The sequence below is a fragment of the Collimonas sp. genome, from assembly GCF_039923675.1.
GTDB lineage: Bacteria > Pseudomonadota > Gammaproteobacteria > Burkholderiales > Burkholderiaceae_D > Collimonas.
This window is the reverse complement of record NZ_JBDTCG010000101.1, coordinates 24,634-45,333: the sequence shown is the minus strand read 5'-3', so window position 1 is coordinate 45,333 and position 20,700 is coordinate 24,634. Positions and strand designations below refer to the sequence as shown.

At 56.3% G+C, this 20,700-nt stretch carries 13 protein-coding genes; 1 reads left to right on the top strand and 12 read right to left on the bottom strand.

Features of this window, described 5'->3' with window-relative positions:
- Window positions 1-640: 640 nt before the first annotated feature.
- The 5 genes from ABI171_RS23145 to ABI171_RS23125 all read right to left on the bottom strand — a co-directional run bounded on the left by ABI171_RS23145 (window position 641) and on the right by ABI171_RS23125 (window position 12,638).
- Window positions 641-1,720 carry a hypothetical protein gene (locus ABI171_RS23145; protein WP_348094900.1) on the bottom strand — a complete coding sequence of 360 codons (1,080 nt, stop codon included), beginning with the start codon at window positions 1,718-1,720 and terminating at the stop codon, window positions 641-643.
- A 26-nt stretch (window positions 1,721-1,746) separates the two neighbouring features.
- Entirely contained in the window at window positions 1,747-2,199 is a 453-nt protein-coding gene (locus ABI171_RS23140; protein ID WP_348094902.1) for a lytic transglycosylase domain-containing protein, read from the bottom strand.
- 342 nt (window positions 2,200-2,541) lie between these two features.
- Window positions 2,542-2,799 carry a hypothetical protein gene (locus ABI171_RS23135; protein WP_348094898.1) on the bottom strand — a complete coding sequence of 86 codons (258 nt, stop codon included), beginning with the start codon at window positions 2,797-2,799 and terminating at the stop codon, window positions 2,542-2,544.
- 169 nt (window positions 2,800-2,968) lie between these two features.
- Window positions 2,969-7,678 carry a hypothetical protein gene (locus ABI171_RS23130; protein ID WP_348094897.1) on the bottom strand — a complete coding sequence of 1,570 codons (4,710 nt, stop codon included), beginning with the start codon at window positions 7,676-7,678 and terminating at the stop codon, window positions 2,969-2,971.
- A gap of 496 nt (window positions 7,679-8,174) precedes the next feature.
- Window positions 8,175-12,638 carry a hypothetical protein gene (locus tag ABI171_RS23125; RefSeq protein ID WP_348094896.1) on the bottom strand — a complete coding sequence of 1,488 codons (4,464 nt, stop codon included), beginning with the start codon at window positions 12,636-12,638 and terminating at the stop codon, window positions 8,175-8,177.
- 481 nt (window positions 12,639-13,119) lie between these two features.
- On the opposite strand from ABI171_RS23125, the gene ABI171_RS23120 reads away from it, so the two are divergent.
- Entirely contained in the window at window positions 13,120-13,371 is a 252-nt protein-coding gene (locus ABI171_RS23120) for a hypothetical protein (protein WP_348094895.1), read from the top strand.
- Between the two features lie 87 nt (window positions 13,372-13,458).
- Here ABI171_RS23120 and ABI171_RS23115 read toward each other — a convergent pair whose 3' ends face one another.
- The 7 genes from ABI171_RS23115 to ABI171_RS23085 all read right to left on the bottom strand — a co-directional run bounded on the left by ABI171_RS23115 (window position 13,459) and on the right by ABI171_RS23085 (window position 20,691).
- On the bottom strand, window positions 13,459-14,103 hold the full coding sequence (locus ABI171_RS23115; protein ID WP_348094894.1) for an RNA polymerase sigma factor: 645 nt from the start codon (window positions 14,101-14,103) through the stop codon (window positions 13,459-13,461).
- Window positions 14,104-14,188: 85 nt separating this feature from the next.
- A complete protein-coding gene (locus ABI171_RS23110; RefSeq protein WP_348094893.1) occupies window positions 14,189-14,785 on the bottom strand; it encodes a MotA/TolQ/ExbB proton channel family protein in 597 nt (198 codons plus the stop codon).
- Window positions 14,786-14,857: 72 nt separating this feature from the next.
- Window positions 14,858-17,362: a TonB-dependent receptor gene (locus ABI171_RS23105; RefSeq protein WP_348094892.1), complete on the bottom strand. Its 2,505-nt coding sequence runs from the start codon at window positions 17,360-17,362 to the stop codon at window positions 14,858-14,860.
- Window positions 17,363-17,443: 81 nt separating this feature from the next.
- Window positions 17,444-18,154 (bottom strand): TonB family protein, encoded by a 711-nt coding sequence (locus ABI171_RS23100; protein ID WP_348099368.1) that lies wholly within the window; start codon window positions 18,152-18,154, stop codon window positions 17,444-17,446.
- Between the two features lie 3 nt (window positions 18,155-18,157).
- Window positions 18,158-18,571: a biopolymer transporter ExbD gene (locus ABI171_RS23095; RefSeq protein WP_348094890.1), complete on the bottom strand. Its 414-nt coding sequence runs from the start codon at window positions 18,569-18,571 to the stop codon at window positions 18,158-18,160.
- A gap of 38 nt (window positions 18,572-18,609) precedes the next feature.
- Window positions 18,610-19,953: an NCS2 family permease gene (locus ABI171_RS23090; RefSeq protein WP_348094889.1), complete on the bottom strand. Its 1,344-nt coding sequence runs from the start codon at window positions 19,951-19,953 to the stop codon at window positions 18,610-18,612.
- Window positions 19,954-20,034: 81 nt separating this feature from the next.
- A complete protein-coding gene (locus ABI171_RS23085; protein ID WP_348094888.1) occupies window positions 20,035-20,691 on the bottom strand; it encodes a hypothetical protein in 657 nt (218 codons plus the stop codon).
- Window positions 20,692-20,700: the final 9 nt, after the last annotated feature.

The following is a 20,700-nucleotide window of genomic DNA, read 5'->3' as shown; positions in this document are numbered from 1 at the left end:
AGTTGCTGGCCAGCGGCACGCCGGAGGTCGCACTAGTGTGTGGCGCGCCGAGAATCGCAAGCGCAGTTTGCCAGTGTTTGTCCGTCATGGCGTCCAACTCGCGTATGCTGAATTCGCGCAGCAAATTTTGAGCAGGAGTTCCTGCAGCAGCTTTCGCCGCTCCCGCTCCCTTGTCGACGCCAGTTGGACCTTGCGAAGGGTAATTCGTTTTCCCGGTTGGCGCGGTCTGTGACCGGTATCGAGGCCCCGACTCGGCATGGCTTGCCGGCCGCGCAGCGCTTCCGGTCGAAGCAGACGGACGGCCGCCTGTGAATGAAGCCCCAGCAGGCTCCCGACGCGACGGAAAACGCGGATCTGCGGAAAATTTTGCGGATCGGCTATGAGGTCTCCCTTGTGCGGAGCTTTTCGTTTCGTTCGAGTCAAGTCCGAAACAGCTCTTGAAAAAATTACTTGGAAATTTGATGTTCATTCCGGTACCTCACGTAAAATCCAACCTGGATAGATGACAGTCTCACGTACAAACAAGGCGACCATGTTTTATCGAGCGAATCAACACCATCCCAAGCGAACACAAGATGAGCAGTTATTCATACAGCACAGGGTATTCAGGCAAGTCGCACTGAAGCAATACCTGCCTGGACTACAGCCGCGTCCCGAAAACCTGACGGACCATGGCATCGGAATATCTATAGTTCCATCTGAGTTCTTCGCCGGCGGGAATATCGCGCGTGGAAAAAAATGCGCGGATCGAAAATTTCCTGCCGATATCCGACTCGACGTCAAAAGCCACCGGTTCGACATTGTAGGCGTCCGGCGATTGCCGGGCGCAATGGCCGGACGCGTCGTATTCGAGGGAAGTGTTCATCATCGCCAAGATGTTTTCGCCATCCAGGAACGAGACTGCATTGCCGCTGACCGATGAAATCGCGAACGAATCGGAACGTAACATGAAATACATTGCAGGCGTCATCAGGCGGCCGCCGTAAACCCCGACGCATTCGCCTTTCTGCACTTGACGAATCGTGAAAACGCCTCTTTCGCCGACCAGGCTCGACTCCCTTGGATCCTGCAGGTCGCTGGATTCGATCAACCGGCATTGAATCATCGATTGGTAACGCGCCATTCTCGCCTGCGCAGTCGCCAGCGGGTCGATCGAAGGCCAGACCGCATCGGGCGAATATACTTGTCCCGACGCAGCGGCCTTCGCCTGCCATATTTTTCGAATCATTACAGGCCGGGATTCGGCGTCACGGAAAGGATATCTGCCGTCCAGCTCGGGGCAATACGGCAAGCGCTCGATTGCGCAGTGCGCTTGCAATAACCTGAATTCCTTGAGCAGCCGATAGGTTCCGTATCGGACCAGCAACCACATTTCGCAAGCTCTCTCAAGTTCAGCGTTACCGCTGAAATTGTCTATGATCTCGCAGCGAATGCTATTGCCGTCATCCGTCAACTCTCCTTCAACCTCCGCTCCGATCTCGCAATCAACGTCGACATTCTTGACTTGCAGCGCTGCGCGCATTGCCGGCGTGAGTATTCCCTGAATTTCGCTGCGCAGGGCTGGCACCATTTCAAAGAGAAATTCTTGCTGTTCCAGCAAATTGGAAAATTCATCGGCATCATTCAGGCGCTGATGGATGTACTTGCGCAGTCTTCCGCATTCAGTCGCGATGCGGGACGCGCGTACGCTGTTTTCATTAATCGAAATTACAGCACTCATAACAATTCTCCCTGTCTTTTTTTACACTATGGTTTTACGTTTAATTTTTGCCCGGCCGCACCGTGACGATCCGAAGCGGCAAGTGGAATATCGCTCCAGGCGGCGACAATACGCTTAATGCTTAGCGCATAGGCGTCGCGTTCCAGCATCTGTTCAGAATGATAGGCGCCGACCGCTTTCCAGTTGTTACCGTATTTACTGACCATACGCCGCAGATGCCACGCCGCGACATACACGTTCTGGCAAGGTTGCAGCAGGGTCTGTCGGTGAACCCCGTACTTGGCGAGTTCGGCCAGATGAACCGAGTTTATCTGCATGACGCCATAGTCGGTAGAGCCGTTCGAATTGACGTGGATCGCATCGGCCTTGTTATGGGATTCTTGCCAGGCAATTGCCCGCAGTATGGTCGGATTCACGCCATGGTAAGCCGCGGCGTCGTCGAAGCAATCGGCACGCGCGACGTTCGTCGGCAGCAGCATCGACGCCAGCCCGGACAATACGATCCAGCGGATACGGCAAGCAGCATAATTTTTCTCTATTTTCACGATTGATCTACGCTGTCATGTACTTCGATGAAAACTGACATGGAAACGGAAAACAGGTGATGCGACTGCTATCGCACCCGCTCACCTGCCGGACCACTTCAGATGGCAATCCTGCCATCGGTATTCTTGCTTCTCAGCCGATGCTTCAGCCAATCGCCATGCTCAGCTAAAAGCCCGCGATCGTCACCGCATTTCCGCTGCTCGGTTTCGAACCGTGTCATCTCGTCGAAGATTGAAGTGAATTCAACTTGACGATACGGTCTCGGATGGGCGCTGTCAAAACGCATCTGAATCCTCCGCCTTGAGATCTGCATTTATTTCTTTCGATTGCTGTATCGATTTCTGCATGATAGAGATAGCGAAGTTAACTATCAGGGCGTTCAGAGTGTCCTGATCAGCGCTATTGGAATCATCCTTTTTTTTATCTTTTTTGGATTTGTCCGTTTTATCAGGCCCCTGCGTCTTGTCTGGTGCGTGCGTGGGAGGCGTGTGCGCGGGAGGTGGCGAAGGGTTAGTTACCGAGTGGTGAGCCATATAAATCTCCAAGGGTTAAAAGAAACTCAAAGATCGCAGATTGGCGCCGCAACCGGAATGCAAGCGCGAATACAGGAATTGCAAAACGAAACCGCGAATGCTGCTCAGCGTTGTCTGGATATCCGGGCCTTCTCTGAGAGGGAAAATGCCGAACATGCGCGCGACCGCATCAGGCTTTTTGCTTTCCTGGCGCTGCCATCCCGTCCGCCGGCGCGGCCGGATTTCCGCCCAGCGCCGTGAATTTATCCACCAAGGCTTGTTCCCACACCATGTAGGAAGAGGTTTGCGCAAACCCCTTGAGTTTGCTCAGTAACTGGTCAACCGTGTTTTTCTCCGTCTTGCCGGCCGACAGGCGGCTACTGCCGTCCGCCACGGTCGCCAGCTTGTACTGACGGTCGCCGGCATAGGCGGCGCGGTGAAACACATGCAACAGGTTGCCGGCGCTGTGCCCCTCCCCGCTGACATCCATTTTTAGCGCCGTGTGCTTGCCGTCCTCGCTGCGAATCGCATAAAACCCGTCGTCGCCGACGCCTATCATGACGGCCGGCTCGGCAAACAGCGACACCTTGTCGTAAGTCTTGTTTATGTCGACCCGGCTATCCATGTCGATTTCATGTCCGGGTCCGACCCGGACCATGCTGACCGGCTTGCGTAGCATGCTGGCGGCGGTCCAGGCAAGCATTTCGCCTGGCATGCCGTTGACGACCGTCAAGATCAGGTCGGAACGTTCAGGAAAGGCCGCAGAAATCGCCGCGGCCTGTTTGCGGACGACAGCCTTTTGCTCCACCTCGCGGATGCCGGTCGGCGTTTCATAGTAGCCGTTCAGCAGCCGGAAATGCTCATGGTGGATATTCTTGGTGGCGTCATCCAGATGCGCCACGATGGGATCGCCGCGCAAGATCGCGGCATGGATCGCGTCCTTGGTGGTGCGCGGTGAGAAATCCGAGGTATACGGGTGTCGCCAGCGCGCATGCACGGTGCTCGGTGAAGCACTTTCGAGCGGTCTGCCAAGAAAATAATTCTTGGTCGGCGCCTCGTAGACGGCTTGCCTGCTTTTGGCGTCGTAAGTGTGGAAATGTCCGGATTCAGGATGCACCATTGACGCGCCATCGTCTGCCGCGGTTAATTTTCCCTCAAGGAAATCGCAGTATCTTTTTTCCAGTTTTCCGGTATCGATGCTGTCCATGTATACCACCTGGCCGATGTCCTTTGCCAGATCCTGCGGTTCGCCAGGCTGGAGTTGCGGTTTAGGCGGCGACTTGTCGACATGCCGGATGTTGTACAGAGCGCCCGGCAAGACAATCACTTCGGCTTGTCCCAGATCGGATTCCGCGGAAATATTCAGGGCCGTCTGCTGGCGCATCACCAGGCGTTGATTTTGTGCTTTTGGCGCCGCGCCAAAACCCAGCGCTTGTCCGAACGCCGCCGCCAGGCGGCTAGACATCGAGGCCGACAATATCTCAGTCAGCGTGGCGACATCGCCGGTAGCAACATGGCAATCTGGGGTATCTGCGGTTTTGCGCTCGACGTAGGGCGCTTCCGTCACCACGGCGCGTTGCACGATGGCTGGAAATTTCTTGGAATGCAACGCGCCCAGATTGATATGGATCGCCTCGATCGGATCGAAATGCTTGTCCCCGCCCATGCGATGGCTTTCCGACGGACCTTCGGTGTTGCCCGGCTTGTTCATGATGTTGTAGACAAAATCGATGCCCGGCACTACCGGCTGATGCTTGGCCTGGCCGGTGCTTTCCCAACGTAGTGGATAATGAAAATATTGCGATTCGATGGTGTAATCGCGTACCGCCTGGGTAATGTTTTTTTGCAGCTCCGGCGACAGCTCCGGCTTGGACGCCCGCATGGAATCCAGTCCCGGCCCTTTCAACATCGCTTCGTGCGTAGGCAATGCGTAGGCTTGCGCGTTCCAGCTCCAGGTGGTGAGCGTCTTTGGAATCTTTGCCGAATCGCTCAGGCCGAACGGCGCTGCGGCGGCGCCCGCCGGATGAGCTTTGCCGTCGAAGCTGAGGTTGACCGGATAAGCGCTGTAACCCGGCGTATCCTTGGTCGCCTGTTGCATGTACAGTGCGTGGTCCTGGTCCAGTCGGGCCATGTAGGCCGCCGATTTCGGCGGCAATTGACTGCGGTTGTTTTGCACCGGTTGCGCCGTCGGCAGATTGCCGGGATCGGGCTGGCTGCTGCTGGAAGCTCCCTGGGCGGTCAGGTTGGCAACCATTTCATTCATCGTCTGTTCCAGTTGCTCCAGATATTCCTGTTGCTGCTGCGGCGCCATCGCATGGAACTCGATGGCGTCATGTACGGCTATGATTTCGCCCTCTATCCGTCCTTTTGGCTTGAGCGTGATGCGGTTGCTCCACTGCTTGACGTGTTCAAGGCTATCGGTAACGGAAAAAATGGCGTTGCGGATCATCTTGATGTCGCCAAAATGCGCCCCCATCCGATCGCCGACGGCGGCGACGTCGTTGGCAAAGCCAAGCAGCACTGAAATCGCATTGTTGAATCCGCGTTCGCGCTCGATCTGGCCGTCATAGGCGCCGGCATTGGGTCCCACGATGCCACAGCCATTGAGCACCGTCGCCACGATGGGCAACACCAGCTTGTCCAGGCTGCGGGTTGCCAGGCGCGTCACGATCGCTTCGCGATAATCGGCAACCACCGTATGCGAATTGAATTTTGCCGAATTATAAGTATTGCCCAAAGAGCGGAAAGCAATATCGTTCATAAAGCGCGCAATGGCTCTTGCACTGTGCGCTGCCGGATGGTTTTCTTCTTCGCCGACGCGATTTTTCCACAACTGGTCAATGCCGGCGTTGACCAGCGAGGCGCCTAGCAGGCCGATGACATCTGCCTTGCTGCCACGGTTGAAGCCGAAACCTTTTTGCACCAGAAGATTGCTGACCAAGCGGGTGAACTCCGGAATGGCGGGCACCAGCAAATCATTCAGCAGAATCGAGGCCTTGGTTTCGCGGTCCTTGCTCTGCGCCGGAATAAATTTGCCGACGAAAGAAAAAACATGGGTCAGCGCTTCCTGCACCACTACCATCGAGGTGATCGCGCAAAACAATACTTCAGGATTGACGCTTTGTCCGCCAGCCGCGCTGAACCCATGCGAACCGCCGGCGATAGCGCCATTCGGCGAATGTTTGTAGAACTTGAGCGCATCGTTAAGCCCGACCACCACGGCGGCAGTGACAAAGGATTTGGTCGCCAGGTTCAAGGTGTAGGTGACCGCCCCCCTGCCGCCGGCCAGGGTCGGCGCCATGGTTGCCGCTCCCAGCACCAGTTTGGCCAATGATTGGCCATGTCCCGCCAGCACCTCGGTGGCAGCACTCGCGGCATCGGCAACGGTGTCGCCGGTAAAGCGCCGGATGCCGCCGGTGCCAGTCGCCAATGCGGCAGCAGGAGGCCCCTTCAGCAAAGGGCCGGCCTTGAGCTTGTCGCCCGTCGACAAGATCAATTCCGGATCGGCAAAACCGTCCTTGCTGCCGGTCTTGCCGGTATCGCGGCCCTGATATGAATAGACGTCGACATCAACGCGCGCATGCACCGTTTCATCCATGCCGAACGCCCTGCCTGCCGCCTTGCCCGCCAGCGCCGGCTGCGGGTTGACAAGCGACATCTTGATGCCGTTGTCGCCGAGGACCAGCCGATGCACGGCCGCATCTTCTGTGGTGATATGCAGCGTGACATCGGCGCGCGGCGCGCGGCCGCTTTCGAGGTCAAGGTTGAGGTTGAGGTCGGCCCAACTGCGCAGCTTGGCGCCCTTGACGCCCATCTCCTGGCCCGCCGGCCCCATCACTTCGATGCTTTTGATGCCCTGGATGTCGGCCAGCACCGCGCCATCTATATTGACCGAAGTCGGATGGCCGGCTTCGCTCTTGCCCGCCGTTGCTGACTTTTCTTTCTTGAAGATCAGCAAATGGTTTTCGATCTTGTTGTGGTCCATGTAGATGGGAAAAAATCCGTCCGCATCGCGCGTGCCGACGCCGTGCGGCATTGCGTGCTCGGCATTGGCCCAGGTGCTTTTACGCGGAAATATCGAAGGATTCGGCGGCAACAGCATGAACTTGTCGTCTGATTCCTTGCTATCTCTGCGTGCCGACAGCGGCGAATGCTCGGACAGAGCCATGATGGCGCTGCGCAAAGGTGTTTCCATTTGAGTGGCCGGAACTTTTCCCTTTCCTTTGACGGCCGCCCCGGGCGCTGCATTGATTTCCTCCAGCGCGTGATCGAGTTCATCCAGTTTGATGGGGCGGCCGCCATAGCCAACGACAAATAAACGTTGCTCGGTCCCGGTATTGCCGACATGTACAGTGTCAGCTACCACTTTCAGCCTTTCCATCACGGTAAACCTGCCGTCCCTGGCCGGAATCAGCAGCACGCCGGCAGTATCGTTGAGGCTGCGCAAATCGCGCCCGGCAGAGGCGGATGGCGAAAACACCGCCTGATGCTTGCTCATGAATTGATCAAACCGGGCCTGTGTGACGCCGTGATCGCCTTTTTCCTGCTCCAGAGCGGTCGGCGGTGCGTCCGGGACAGCGGGAACAGCAGCAGAACTGGCGAGGACGCCGCAAGCGAAATTGGCGATCGCATGACAAGCGGCACTCAGCGTCTGACCACTCTGCGCGACGGCGTTCCAGCCGCTGCTTGAAAGCGTCCGCAGATGGCTGCGTGGCGCAAAGGAAGAGATGGCTGTGACGCCGCGCTGGAGATAGCTGGCCGGCAAACCGCCTGCGCTTGCCGCTGCTTCAGATGAACGCTCACGGGCCCTGCCGGTCGCGCTTCCGGATTGCACATCGGTCTGACTGGGAGTGGCTTCGACATGCAAAGGTGATGGGGATTTGATTCGATCGATAGTCATGATGGAATTGAAGACGTGGCTTTTGGCCGCGACCCCGAGCGTAGTTAATCGGATTGATAGACTCTAACTGTGGGCGCTGCGTATCGGCGATGGCCGCAACGAAGACAGTTATCTGCCAGCGAAGCAAATGCTGCGGTAGAGCGTATTCATCTCAACACCAAATTCGCCGGCGCCCACAAAAACTCGGAGGAATAAAAACAGGACTACGTGGTCGGTTCCCGATTGTCCTCGGGCATCTCAATTGCGTGATACTCCGCTCTCGCGCCCTCTGGCGGATTGGATTGGTGAATCATGTTGCCAAGCCGGTTCGCTGCCTCGCAGGCCTTATCAATTGCGGTAGGCGTCACACAATATGCTCCGTAACGTCACACAAGCATCTTCAGCACTTGCAAAAGAACGGTATGCCCTGCTCTCAGTTCCGAGCTTCGACAATATCGCACCGCCATGCGCAACAGCGAGATTTTCAACAGAAATTTTGAGGCGGATCCGAATTCGGCTACGCCAAGGGAAATTGCGCTGCAGTGCGCTGTCCATCGACTGTGGCGACACTCTGCACGCGTAATCCGAAGTTGAGACCAAGACTGGCCGCCTCCTTGCCCTTTTCCCGAACGATCAGCATTAGTGGGCGCCACGTGGACGATTGCTGCAAAACGGCATCAGCCAATTTGATTTTTTCGCTCACTCGACCAGCATCGCCCAGGACTTCGGCCAGCCCGCCGACCAGCCGAGCGCCATCGATGCGTCCGGATGCCTGGGACCGCATTGAGTAATTGACGTTGAACTGACAATACTTGCCATCTTTTTCCAAGGCCACGATCTCCCTTTCAAACTGACTGAGCAGTCTCTGCGCCTCGGCGCGATTCTCCGGCGTATCCTTGGTTCCGTTTACTTCCGGCAGCGTCTCCAAGGCGCGAGCGCACCACTGGTCGCGGTTTGCGGAAATCTCCGCCAGCATTTCCTTGGCGCCAAAATAATGCCGATCAAGGTCGCAATCCTGCTTGTCATTGATGCGGAACGGCGACAATCCATGTTTCTGCAGGTGCTGGGCAAACTCTCGTTCAAATGAAAAGTCGATGGGCAAACTGCCTCCGCCCAATGCACCTTTCTTGCCGAGCGATGCAGGACTTGCCTTGGCGTTGTCCGGTACCGCTAAGGGAAGTGTGTGTGTATGTAGCGGCAAAGGCAGGGTTTTTACATTACGCGGTAGCGGTAACTGCACATCCAGTGAAGCATTGAAAGTCTGCTTGCCGGTGCTTGATTTGTCGGACACCACATATACTGCGGCTTTATCTTCCGTCCGGTATTCAAAGGCCCTTTGCGCTTTCCCCTTGACGGTCAATATCGCACCAAGGCCATATTCAGCCCCGCGCTTGTCCGGTTTGGTTTGCAGCCGGAGGCCGGCACTTCCTCTGGCTTCTGCCTGGGTTGCGATAGATCCGGCATCAAATCCGGTAACCACCGCGTCAGGCAGTCGGCAAAGGATGGCCTCCATCGGCCCAGAGAAACCGGCATCACTTTTCGCCGGTTTCAGTTCACTCCATAAGACCGTGGATTCCCACGCCTTCAACATGTTCTGGCGCTGCGCTTCATCTTGTCCCCGTGCGCGCAGAAAACGCACAACAGTGCCCTTCATCGTCATGCGCTCGTGCGCTGCGGCTATCGTCGCCGTTCCGCCGCCATAGAGGTGCTTGCCATGCGTCTTGCCGACAGTAACGCCCACACTGCCGTCCGTGGTTTTGGTCTTGCTCTCACCCACCATCATTTCGAATCCAAGAATAGGCTGAAAGAATTGAACAAAGGCTTCGTGTTTCTCAGAATAGCCGGCAGTTAGCACAGGGCTGACAATCTTGGGCGACATATAAGGCAGAAAAGGCAGACCTAGGCCCAGCGCCCCGCCGTTCGATGTCTTTAATTTATTGCGCAGTCCCCATTCTTCGAACATCGGCCTGTAAAATTTGACCAAGTCCTGGTTATCGTCGAGGCGCAATTTCTGCCCTTGCCCGTAACGTGAAATGTGCGAGAGGCGGAAATTATCCTGAACCTCTGCTGCGTCAAGACCAAGCCCGGCCACGATAGAATCAATCTGCTGCGGACTCAAGTGCTCAGCATTTCTTTGCAGAAATTGCTCCGACACGTCGCGCAAGACAGACTCCGCGCTCACGCCGATATCGGCTTTACGGCCCAAAGGAAGGGAGCTGCTGCTGTGTGCCATGGCATTGGCTTCGGCGGCATATTCCTCGAATGCTTCAGGCAATGTTTGCTTCTTCGCGGTTGTGGCGGCTGCTGCCGGCGGCAGCGCTTGATTGAAGCGTTTTCTGATCGCATCGAAATCCTTCGGCGTCAACGCACGCAGTGCGCTGAAGTTTTCTCTTATGTGATCGCATAAAACCGTCACGGCCAGACAATGCTCTTGTTCATCGCTGTGTAGAGAGCCCAGCGGCAAGCCTTTGGCAGCTTCGCCCAATGACGAAGCTGCCGCCGAGATCGCGGCAGCGACCTTGCTCGCATGCGTCGTGATGCCGAAACGCTCGGCCATTGCTGCCGTATTTGCCAGAGCGCGTGATGTAAACGGTGTTTTTGCGCGAGACGGGGCAAGTCCCCGCAACAAGCCTTCCCCGTAGCGTCCCAGCCTGCGCTGCATCCACTCTTCGCCGACTTTACGCAACTCCTTGTCGCGCGCATCGTAGGGCGAGCCAGGCGCATTGCTGACATAGCCGTTTCGCACCGCATTGTAGGCGCCCAGCTGGCGCTCGCCGAACCGTTCAGACAAATGCTGCTCCGGGTCGGCCCCGGTATCCAGCTGCAACCTTTCCGCAGCTACCAATTTAGCGTCATTCAGCCACGCCACGACCGGCGCCGATTTTGACTGGGAAATTGCCTTATCGGCTTGCCAATACACCCGCAATGCAACCAACTGTTTGCCGGCAAGGACTTCACCACCGTTATTGCCTAGCGATTGCAATACTTCGATCCCACGCGGCATGTCGGCCATCAGGTGGAATAAGGCCTTGAGGTCGGCCGGAGTTTGCGCCGACGATGAGCTAGACGCTCCTGCGCCATCTTCTCGCATGACCATGGACAAGGTGGGGCGTGCTCTCAACTCCTGCAACATTGCGGTGGCGCGTTGGGCGTCGCCTGCGCTCGCTATCGCCAAGGCATAGGAAAGGCTTTCGGCAATATCCGCCTTCGGCAGAGCGTCAGCCGCCGGATTCGGCGGTATCGTATGCATTGCGATATGCAATTCCCGGCTTAAAGCCGGAAGCGTTGCCGCGGCGCCGAAGCCCGGCGGGTGCAGCAGCAACTTGTCGACTGACTTTGAGGTCACATCATCCGATATTGAATGAATTTTCTGGTTCTCGGGGATCGTGACGCCCAGTTTTTCCTCAACCACAGCCTTGGCCGACGACAGCGCTTCCTGTGCTTTCTCAGAGCCCTGGATGCCGCTCCGTGCGGTGTGAAGGTCGCGCATCACCGCATCCATTTGTTCAAGAACATGTTCAGCCTCGCCAACCGCGTGCTCGACACGCGCCTCCGCCGAGGCCACCAGCGTCCCGATTTCCGCAATCAAGCCGTTAAGGACCTCTTCCAGCTGCTCGAAATGCATGCACTCCGCCTGGATAGAGCTCAATTCATCGGCATCCGCATTGGTATCGGCTTCAGGCTGCCCGGAAATGGCCGTCGAACGTTGTTGCAGAACGCTTTTGTGGCCGAGCACCAGGCTTAGGTCGTTCTTGAGAGAGGCGTGCGTATGTTGTTGCACAGTACATTCGGTGTGCACCAATTGCAGGTTTTCACATATCTGCTGATGCGCCTCTACCAGCGCGCCAAGAGCAGGTTCCAGACTGGCCTTGTCGGTCTCGCATTGCTTAAGCAGCGCCTGAGAAATATCGCTGAGCCGGCCCAATTCCGCCTGGGTAAAGTCCAGGTGCTTGACAGCGATGTCTGACGCCAAGACGGTTCCAGCTATGTCATTTACCTCACTGGTCGTCACCAGCGCATGCAGACGTGAGGCTGCATGCAGCATCTTTTTTTCAGCTCGTGAGCTCGCGTCTGCTGCAGTGGTTTCTCTTTGCAGCAACGGCGCCAGCCGCCCACTGTGCGAAGATTGCTGCAACCGGAATTGCTGAAGCTGCCCTTCGAGGCGCTCGGCTTCTTGCTTCAGGCTCCTCACCTCCAGCCGTTGCGGGGAAAAGCTTGGCGCGTGCTCCGCAGCCGTTACCCGGTTCTGGATGTTGCCTATGTCCTGTCCTGCTTTTTCACTCAAGGGAGTCAGCATGGCAATCTTCTCTTCAAGTGCTTCACGCTGCGCTTTCAAATCCTGATATGCATTTGTCTGCGTTTGCCATTCCTGACGCGCCTCCTGATATTCTTGTTCACGATCCTGCAAGTTTTGCGCCAAACGGGTTTTGATGGATTCGGCTTCCGCGGTCGTCGACGCGCCTGATGAATTGACTTGCTTCAAGGGCCTCGCCTGGAACGTCTGCAATTTCGGCACTGCATGCGGTTGAAGCACAGGAAAGCATGCGACCAATTTTTCCCAGACGGTGGTCGCGCCGCCCGGTCTATCCGCCAGGCCGTGCGATGGCTGCGTCAGACGTTTCTGCAAGGACTTCGCTTGCTCCACAATGTCATCGAACTTGCCTGCAATATCCTGAGGTTCAGCTGAAGGAGCTTGCTCGGGTTTCTTCTTGAGCTGAGTTCTAGGCGGGCGCTCTAACGCCAGGGAAGTGCCAGGCAGAGGACCGCCAACGCTGGTTGGCCGTCCCATGATTGTCTTGACCCCGGCACGATAACCGCTGCGGATGCTATTTAGCGGTGCGAGAAAAGAACTCGACGCGGTTCTTCTTGCGCTGTTTTTTTTGCCGCTCGCCGATTCGGTTGACGCTGCGTTATCCGGCGCGACAGGCGCTTCGGCCGTTGTGGAGGTTGATTTCCGTGTAATGAAAGTAAATGCCGGCATTCCCACCCCCGATTATGAATTTATGCGCCTGCGTGACGCGCAACGCAATTCTCCAATTCCTTGCGGCCAGCATACCTCCACGTAGTCAGACCGACTTCCGATGAGCGAAAAAAATGGTCGGCGTGCGAATCAATTAATGATCCTCACCAAAATGGGACGAGCACTTGTTTTGCGTTCGACAATCTGCAATCTGCAATCAACAATCGACGTTGGCATGCGCGCCCTCCCTACTGCCATACACAATCTCAATGTGTATTCGAAACGAGATGACGTCAGAGAACGCGGCGCAAAACTTCCATTGGCAAAATCGAGAAGGGTTCGTATCCCGCAATAAAGATTCGGCGGAACCAAGGTCGCAGGAAGAAAACGGAGTGATTATTTGCCGTGCGAGGTTGTTGAAAAGCCGTAAAGCTCTGTGAAATCCTGAAACGACAGCCAGGGTGGCTTGGCAACCGCGACATAACCTAACCAGAGGACAATCATGCACGCAAATCACACTACTGCTCTTTTCGAGACGCTGTCGGGCAACATTTTGAAGGTATCCAAGCCCGGCGCCGGCGCAATTGAAATTCCGATCAACGACTGCGCGATTCACACCAAATTGAGCGGCGTCCATCTGCACGGTGGACCGTATTTCCAGATCGGGCCGCTGTCCGGCGACGAATTGACGATGCTGCGTCATTTAGGCGTCAAGGAGCCCAATCTGGAGCTGATCGATCTTATCCGTCACTGAAAAATACCCCGTGCATCGGCTTGTTTTGCACGGGGTGTATTTATGAAATGCGTTGCGCATCGAGAGCATTGCCTCGGCCGCCGCGGATTAGTGCTGCGCGCAGCTTGATCGATCCGCTCCCGGAGACGTTCCGAGACCCGGCCGCTGCACCAAAAAACCACCTAGTTGGGGCAAGGTGTTGCGCAGAGTGGCGCGGGCGCGAAACATCCTGGCTTTTATTGTGCTGACGGGACACTCCATGATCTCGGCAATCTCTTCCTGCGTGTACCCCATCCAATACGTCAACTCCAATGTCACTCGCTGATCGAACGGCAAGAGAATCAGCCCTTTGGCGACCCAGTCGAGCACTTCATGGTCGTCGAAAGGACAGGCGATCAATAAGTCGCCGGCAGGGGCGGTTTTTTCCCACAGAGCCTGCCCTGTCCTGCGCAGCGACTTGAGCGCGGTGCGGTAGGCGATTCCCATGATCCAGGTCGACACCCGCGCCTCTCCACGAAATTCACGGGCTTTTTGCCAGACCACCAGGAATGTGTCGTTAATCGCTTCCTCAATCGCATCTTCGCAATACGTCACCCGTTCGAGGAAGCGGCTTAACCTGCGGTGATACTTCAGGTATAGGGAAGATAACGACTGGCGGTCGCCGGCAGCGATGCGGACAAGCGAACCAACGTCGTCGTTATCTGCTTGCTCCGATTCCGGCTTGCGCATCAAATTACTGGAGATGAGTGTCATGGCGGTCGAATGTAGTTAGACTGAATTACGGATATGAGAAGAAAAGACCCGGTTTTCTCAAGACAAGCGACAACGAACGCCGGATTCAGTGCGACGGATCGGTGATTCTCAGCAACAGCTCTTTCAGCTGGTCGTTCAAACGATCCGAGCATTCGCGCAGGAAATTATAAAAAAGCAGTCCGAACAGCGCTATCGATATGCCCAAGGCAGTCGCATAGAGTGCAGTACCGATGCCCTTGGATACACCGGATGGATCCGAAATGCCGGATGAAGCCAACACCGAAAACGTATCGATAATCCCCAGGATGGTGCCGACCAGCCCCAGCAGCGGCGCCGCGGTCACGATCGTATCCAATATCCACAAGCGGGCGATTACACGCGATCTGCTGGACAGATAAATCGCCTCCGAAAGGTCTTCCAGGCGCGCCGGGGCCAGCTTCGCATCGCGGAACTGCATGGCCTCGCGCAGCAACTGCGCCGGGGTCGATTTGCGCTTCTTGAATCCATCCGGAATCTGCGTCGGATCGTTGGCGGCGCCGGCCATGAGACGCAGGATGGCGCTGGCGTCGCGCCTGCCGGTCATGTAAAAAATTTGCCGTTCAATGATGACAAATACGGCAAGCGCAGCGGCGCCGTACATCGCATAAAACGTAAGACTATGGAATAGCTCAATGATGTTCATAGGGATACCTGGTCGAAATGATGTGCCGCCTTGGATGGCGGCACCGGGTTGAAACAAGAATGCACTTCTGGATTAAAAATCCGAGCTCATGGATATTTGCAAGGCGCGCGGCGCACCGACGTAAAACGACGGCGAAGTCGGATTACCGGACGCCGATAAGTTGCCGGCCACAGTGCCTTGCGCTGTCACGACCGGATTGACGTTGCTTGTAAACGAGGAGCCGCTGGTGCCGGTCATGCTCAGGTACTGCTTGCTGAACAAATTCGATACCGTCAGGCGGATCGTCGGCGTCTTCATGAAAGCAGTTGGCGCAAAGCGATAGCCGGCGCCGATATCGTATAAGGTATAGCCGCCGACCTGATCGTCATTGACCAGTGAGGTATAACGTGCGCCGACATAGCGTCCTTGGATCGACGAATAAAACGATCCGTAGTTGTACTGCAAGGAGAGCGAAGCCAGCCATTTCGGCGTGTCCGGCATCTGTTTTCCCGAGGTCGGCAATGCGGCCGCGCCACCGTTGGTGGTTTTGGCGAAGACCTTGTCTTCCAGCATTGTCGATTCCGTGCGCGTCATGGAACTGTAGACGTTCCAGTTGCTGTTCACCTTGTAGCCTGCTTCCAGTTCAAAGCCGACGGTCCTGGATTTTCCGACGTTGAATTGGGTGCTCAGATTGGTGCTGGGATCGTATTGGCTGGAAAGACGATCTTTAAAATCCACATAGAACGCGGAGCCGGAGAATGTCAGCTGCTCGCCGCTGAAGCGGTAACCTAAATCGAAATTGTTGGATTTCTCAGGTTTGACGTTCACCGCCAGAATATTGACTGGAATGATATGGCCAGCCGCATCCTTGGCCACCATTACACCGTTGACGATCGAAGTTGAATAATTATTGCCCGTCAATTGCGCCAATCCCGTGTTCGCGCTATTTTCAGGAGCGCGCGCGTTCTGGCCCGCGTTAAAAAAAGCCGATTGCTTATCGGTAAACTGATAGCGCAAGCCGAGGTTGGCCAGGTTGTCCGAGAAATCCTGATGCTCACTGTAGTTCACGCCATTGGCATTGACGCCCGAGCCGCTGGCATAATTGTTGAAGTCGCGTGAGACAGACTGGCGCTTCAAGCCTAGCAATATATTTAATTTATCGTTGAGCAGGCCGAAGCTGTCTTGCAGGAACAAGGTATGCGCATCGACATTGGTCTTCCAGTTTCTTGAGGCGTTATAGGGCGTGCCGTCCTGATATTGCAAATAGGCAGAGCTGTCCCTGAGCCAGTAGTCGGCGGAGTTGCCGTTATTGTCAATCGCTACCACCGGGCTGTATTGCTTGGAAGTGCCGCGGTCAAACCAGACGCCGCCGCTCACATTGTGGATGCCCGCTTGATAGTTGGCCTTGGCGGTAACGCCAAGACGATCGGTCTGGCTGACGTTGCTGCCATACATGGCAACCGTGTCGCGGCTGTCGCCGTCGCCGTTGGCGTCACGGATACCCCCATGCAGTGCGCTGCTGGACTTGGACTCCGTCACGGTAGTCAACTGGTTGCCGCCGGTGCCGTAACCGTAACTGTAGTAAGGATTCACATCGATGCTGGCCTTGGGCGAAATTTGCCAGTGGTTTTGCAGCGCTATCTGGTAATTCTCGAACGGGTTGTTGTTGAAACCGGCGTACTGGGCGCCGGATGCGCCGAAAATGCCCGCGTTGGGTGCATAGGTGCTGTCGTTTTGAGTAGTTCCGGCCATCGCAGGCTGGTGCAGCGGTGCGCGCGCGCCGAAATCGAGATCGTAGCCGCCGTTGGCGATATCGTTCTTGCTGACAGTACGATAGTTGGCGTTGTTCATTTTGTTGTAGAGAGCGCTCAACTTGGAAAAGCTGCCGCCGTCGAAATTAAACACCGCCTTGGCGTCAAGATGCTCGCGATCGGCCTTGCCGTCGCCCTTGAATTTATCGGCGCCGGCTTGCGACAGCGATAAAAAGAATTTGGCGCGATCGTTCATGAAACGTCCGGAATCGAAGCGCACAAACTCTTTGTGATAACTGTTGCTGCCCACTGCGAATGCAACCTTGCCGCCAAGCTTGTCTTTCGGGTCGCAGGTTGAAATGCCGATATTGCCGCCGCTGGCGCCGACATGCGGGGCGTCGATGTCAGTACTGCCTTGGGTCAGAAAAACTTCGCAGGTATTTTCCGGATCGGCAAATTCCTGGATATTGATCGTATAGTTGAGTGAATCGTTCAACGGCACGCCATCCAGCGTCAGGCCCATCTGGTTGCTGTTATAGCCGCGTACCCGCAATGTGCCGCCGAACAAGCCGGTGCCATCCTGGTCGAAGGTCGACACGCCCGGCAGCGTTTCGATCATCTGAAAAGCGGTCGAGGTCGGCGCCTTTTTTTCGATCGCCGCTGCTGTCACCGAACTGCGGGCTTTCGGCGATTCCTCTTGCTGGATCAAGCCGGTGCCGGTGCCGCCGGGAAGGCCCTGCACATTGATCTGCCCCAGATCGGTGGTGTCGGCTGCCTGCGCTACCTGCATATTGCCCAAGAATAGGCCAGACACGATCAGCGCCAGCCGGTTGACTTCGAATTTCATTTAACTTCCCCTTGATTGCATTCAATGGACTGCGTTGATATTTCGGTTTTGTTTTACATTTTCATGCTTTATATTGCTTCGTCAATTCGCCGGTCTGAACTGTAAATCCACGCTAAAACGATGCGTCTCCTGATCTGCCATGAACTGCTCCGGAAAGCCGGGGAAGGTCGCTCTGCCGACAGTCTTGCGTGCTGCTTCATCGAGTAAAATCGAATTCGATGATTGCTCGATGCCGCTATCCACCAGGGAACCGTCGCGCCGTAACACGAACCAGATCTTCACCGTCCCTTCGGGCCGCAATTGGCTCGCCTCACGACCGCTCGGATAGCGCTTTATCGAATTCAGGTAGCTTCGGATCCGGCCGATGTACTCGCCGTCGATGTTCGGCTTGGCGGCAACCGGCGCCGGCTGGGTCGGCTCAGCCGGCTTCGATGGCGCCACCGGCTCGGCAGGCGTCGCAGACGCTTGCTGCGCCGGCGCAGGTGCTGCAGCCGGGCTCGCTGGCAATGACGATGTTGATGGCGGCTGCGGCTCGATCTGCCTTGCTGGCTGCGACCGCTGTGGCGCCGCCGCTTCCGGTTTGACTTCTGGTGTTGCCAACGGTCTGGGCAATGCCGGCGCCTGAACCGGTGTCGGCATTTCGAGCGGTTCAACCATTTCCAGTTTGAACGGCTCGTCGTATGCCGGTTTAAGCGGACGGACGTTGCTGATCATTCCAAATAACAGAAAGGCCAACAGCGAGGCCGAGGGCAGAGCCGCGATCATATTCCGGTTAGCATAAAACATGGACATGGCTTATTTCCGTTTTGTCATGAATGAGATCGCGTCAAAACCGTTGCCCTTGAGGGTATCCATCAGATCTATGACATGTTGGAATTCGACCTTTTGATCGGCATTGACCAGTAGTACCAGCTTCTTGCCTGGTTCTTTCGCCGCCATCGATTTCAGGCGCGAAACCAGGCTTTCAGCAGTCACCGTCTGTCCTTCCAGTTGTATTTCAGCGGACGCGGTAAGGGTGATGCGTGCCAGATTCTGGGTCTGTAGGCCCTTGGCGGTGGATGACGACGGCAACGCAGTCTTCACGCCCAAGGCCGGGATCACGTTTAAACTCAACAGCACGAAAAAAACCAGCAGGAACATCATGACGTCGATCATCGGAATGATTTCGATGCGGGCCTTGCGGTTTTCCGGCTCTTCCCATTTACGCATAGCGGCAGCTCTCTTTATTTAATTATTGATCTGATGATTTAATTAATCGAATTCCGTAAAACCAGGTACAGCACGAATACGGCATCCAGCGCCAGCACGGCCAGCGTCACCCTTTGCGGCCGCTGCCGCACGGCGACGAGCAGCGTGTACGCAAAACAGCCAAACGCCATGCCCACCATCAGGTCGCTGGTCCACACTGTCACCAACGTCATCAACAGCGGCGGCAGGCTGGTATCGAAACGCGACAGGTCGATTTCGCGCAATCCCTCCATCATCAGGAATCCAACCAGCACCAGCACCGGAGCCGTGGCTTGCACTGGCACAATCGTGATCAATGGCGCGAAAAACAGGCTCAGTCCGAACAGAAGCGCCACCGTGACCCCCACCAATCCGGTGCGCCCACCTGCCTCGACGCCGGCCACCGATTCGACATAGGCGGTGACAGTGGAGGTGCCGACTGCCGCGCCGACCACGCTAGCCAGCGCATCCGATGCAAACGCTGCCCGCGCGTCCGGCAGATTGCCGGATGCCGTCAGCAAGTTGGCGCGCCTGGTTACGCCAAACAGGGTTGCGGTGCCGGCAAAAAATTCAGACAGCAGGAAATAGAGCGTGACCGGCAACAGCAAATGGAACTTCGATAGAAATCCATGGAAATCGAAGGCGCCGATCAGGTCGGTCTTGAAAATTGGCATCGCGACCAGATGCTCCGGCCATACCGTGAGCACCTTGCCGTCGACGCCGTGTATGAAGGAGCCGGCTATGGTGATGGCGATAATCGATATCAGCAACGCGCCCGGAATCCGCCACTTGACCAGCACCAGCGTTGCCACGATACCGGCCAGCGCCAGCAAAGCGGCATAGTCGCCGAGATTACCCAGCCCTGCGATAGAGCCGGGAACCGTCACCACCAGGCCAGCGCTTTTCAGCCCCAGATACGCGACAAATGCACCGATCGAACATTGCATGCCAAGCTTGATCGGTTCCGGAAATGCCGCGATGATACGTTCGCGCCAGCGTGTCAGCGATAACGCCAGGAAGATCAGGGCATTCAAAAACACCATGCTCAGCCCGGTTTGCCACGACACGCCCATCTGCGCTACCAATATCTGAGCGAACACGATATTGGTACCCATGCCGGGCGCGAGCGCGATTGGCAAATTCGCCCATAGCGCCATGATCAGGGTGCCGACCACTGCCGAGAGCACGGTGGCCAGCAACAAGCCCTGCTTATCCATGCCGGTCGAGGATAAAATCATCGGATTGACGACGATGATGTAGCTCATCGCGGCAAAGGTCGTCATACCGGCGACCATTTCACGACCGACAGTCGTGCCGCGACTATGCAGATGAAAAAATCGATCAAGGAATCGGTGAATTTTCAAAGGTTTCTCGCCCAGGTAAGATTGATGTGCGGCTGATTGTTCGGCTGACAGCTCGGCTTATGGATCGGCTTTTGGATTCACTTACCGGCCAAATACCTGCTGGCAAATCGTCGTGCATTTTTCAAGATCGAATTGATCGTCGGTACGCACGCCAGATTCCATGTCGATCCAGTACGCGACTTGCGACGCTACCGGGAAAGTGGCCAGCAGGGCGGCTATATTGGCGGCGGAAAAGCCGCCCGAGTATCCGCACAGCGGGTGGTCGACGGCCAGCGAGGGCCATATTTTTGGCTGGATGCCGGTACCGAAAGACAGGTCGTACAGCCAGTCCACGCGCGTATCCGAGGGGAAATCGCCCTGGCACTGCAGCGCCGCGCGCATGCCGTAACGCGCTGCATAGGTATGGCTGTTGCGTATTTCGATATCGCTGCTGCCGTGGAAACCATGGTTGACCTGAATCCGCGAAAAGCCCGCCAGATCGAGTTCCGGCGACTGTCCCGCCACGATCGCGCGCGCTGCCTCGCCGCATACATGCGCCGACAGCCGCAAGCCGGAGCAGCGAATGGCTTGCCGCACATCGCCCGCCGGAAATCTCGGCTCACCTTCGCGTCCATCCTGAAACAAGACCCCCCATTCAACCGGATAACGCGCGGCAAGCTCCTGCATGCCAGGTATCAGGTCGGCGCGATCCACTCCTGTAAAAGTAATGAAAGCTGGAGTTGTTTTTATAGACGTCATGAAAATTCC

Excerpts from the sequence above, each read along its gene's own strand:
- ABI171_RS23120 (WP_348094895.1), top strand. The coding sequence starts at position 13,120 with ATGCACGCAAATCACACTACTGCTCTTTTCGAGACGCTGTCGGGCAAC.
- ABI171_RS23145 (WP_348094900.1), bottom strand. The coding sequence starts at position 1,720 with ATGAGTGCTGTAATTTCGATTAATGAAAACAGCGTACGCGCGTCCCGC.
- ABI171_RS23135 (WP_348094898.1), bottom strand. The coding sequence starts at position 2,799 with ATGGCTCACCACTCGGTAACTAACCCTTCGCCACCTCCCGCGCACACG.
- ABI171_RS23110 (WP_348094893.1), bottom strand. The coding sequence starts at position 14,785 with ATGAACATCATTGAGCTATTCCATAGTCTTACGTTTTATGCGATGTAC.
- ABI171_RS23100 (WP_348099368.1), bottom strand. The coding sequence starts at position 18,154 with ATGTCCATGTTTTATGCTAACCGGAATATGATCGCGGCTCTGCCCTCG.
- ABI171_RS23095 (WP_348094890.1), bottom strand. The coding sequence starts at position 18,571 with ATGCGTAAATGGGAAGAGCCGGAAAACCGCAAGGCCCGCATCGAAATC.
- ABI171_RS23130 (WP_348094897.1), bottom strand. The coding sequence starts at position 7,678 with ATGACTATCGATCGAATCAAATCCCCATCACCTTTGCATGTCGAAGCC.
- ABI171_RS23105 (WP_348094892.1), bottom strand. The coding sequence starts at position 17,362 with ATGAAATTCGAAGTCAACCGGCTGGCGCTGATCGTGTCTGGCCTATTC.
- ABI171_RS23140 (WP_348094902.1), bottom strand. The coding sequence starts at position 2,199 with ATGCTGCTGCCGACGAACGTCGCGCGTGCCGATTGCTTCGACGACGCC.
- ABI171_RS23115 (WP_348094894.1), bottom strand. The coding sequence starts at position 14,103 with ATGACACTCATCTCCAGTAATTTGATGCGCAAGCCGGAATCGGAGCAA.
- ABI171_RS23085 (WP_348094888.1), bottom strand. The coding sequence starts at position 20,691 with ATGACGTCTATAAAAACAACTCCAGCTTTCATTACTTTTACAGGAGTG.
- ABI171_RS23125 (WP_348094896.1), bottom strand. The coding sequence starts at position 12,638 with ATGCCGGCATTTACTTTCATTACACGGAAATCAACCTCCACAACGGCC.